The organism is Rhizobium ecuadorense (assembly GCF_001187535.1).
Taxonomy (GTDB): Bacteria; Pseudomonadota; Alphaproteobacteria; order Rhizobiales; family Rhizobiaceae; genus Rhizobium; species Rhizobium ecuadorense.
On sequence record NZ_LFIO01001617.1, the window covers coordinates 1 to 220 of the forward strand.

Here is a 220-nt window from a genome sequence, read left to right on the forward strand (position 1 = left end):
TATGGATCCAGAGTTCAGAGCAACGCCGTCCGGTGATTGATTCCACCGCACCTGCATAGGCAGCAAGTTGCGGCGCGTGGCCAACGGCTCGTTCTTCCCAAAGCTCGAAACGGCCGGGAAAGCTCTTGTGGTCGATAATAGCGAAATCAATCCCGGTTTCGACCAGCATATCAATACGGCCCTTGAGAAGCTGATCGGCTGCGGGTGACGTGACGGGCAC

At 56.8% G+C, this 220-nt stretch carries 1 protein-coding gene; it reads right to left on the bottom strand.

From position 1 onward, the window contains the following. A partial coding sequence (locus tag AF337_RS41250; protein WP_152971298.1) for a PD-(D/E)XK nuclease family protein occupies positions 1 to 220 on the bottom strand: 220 nt, incomplete at both ends.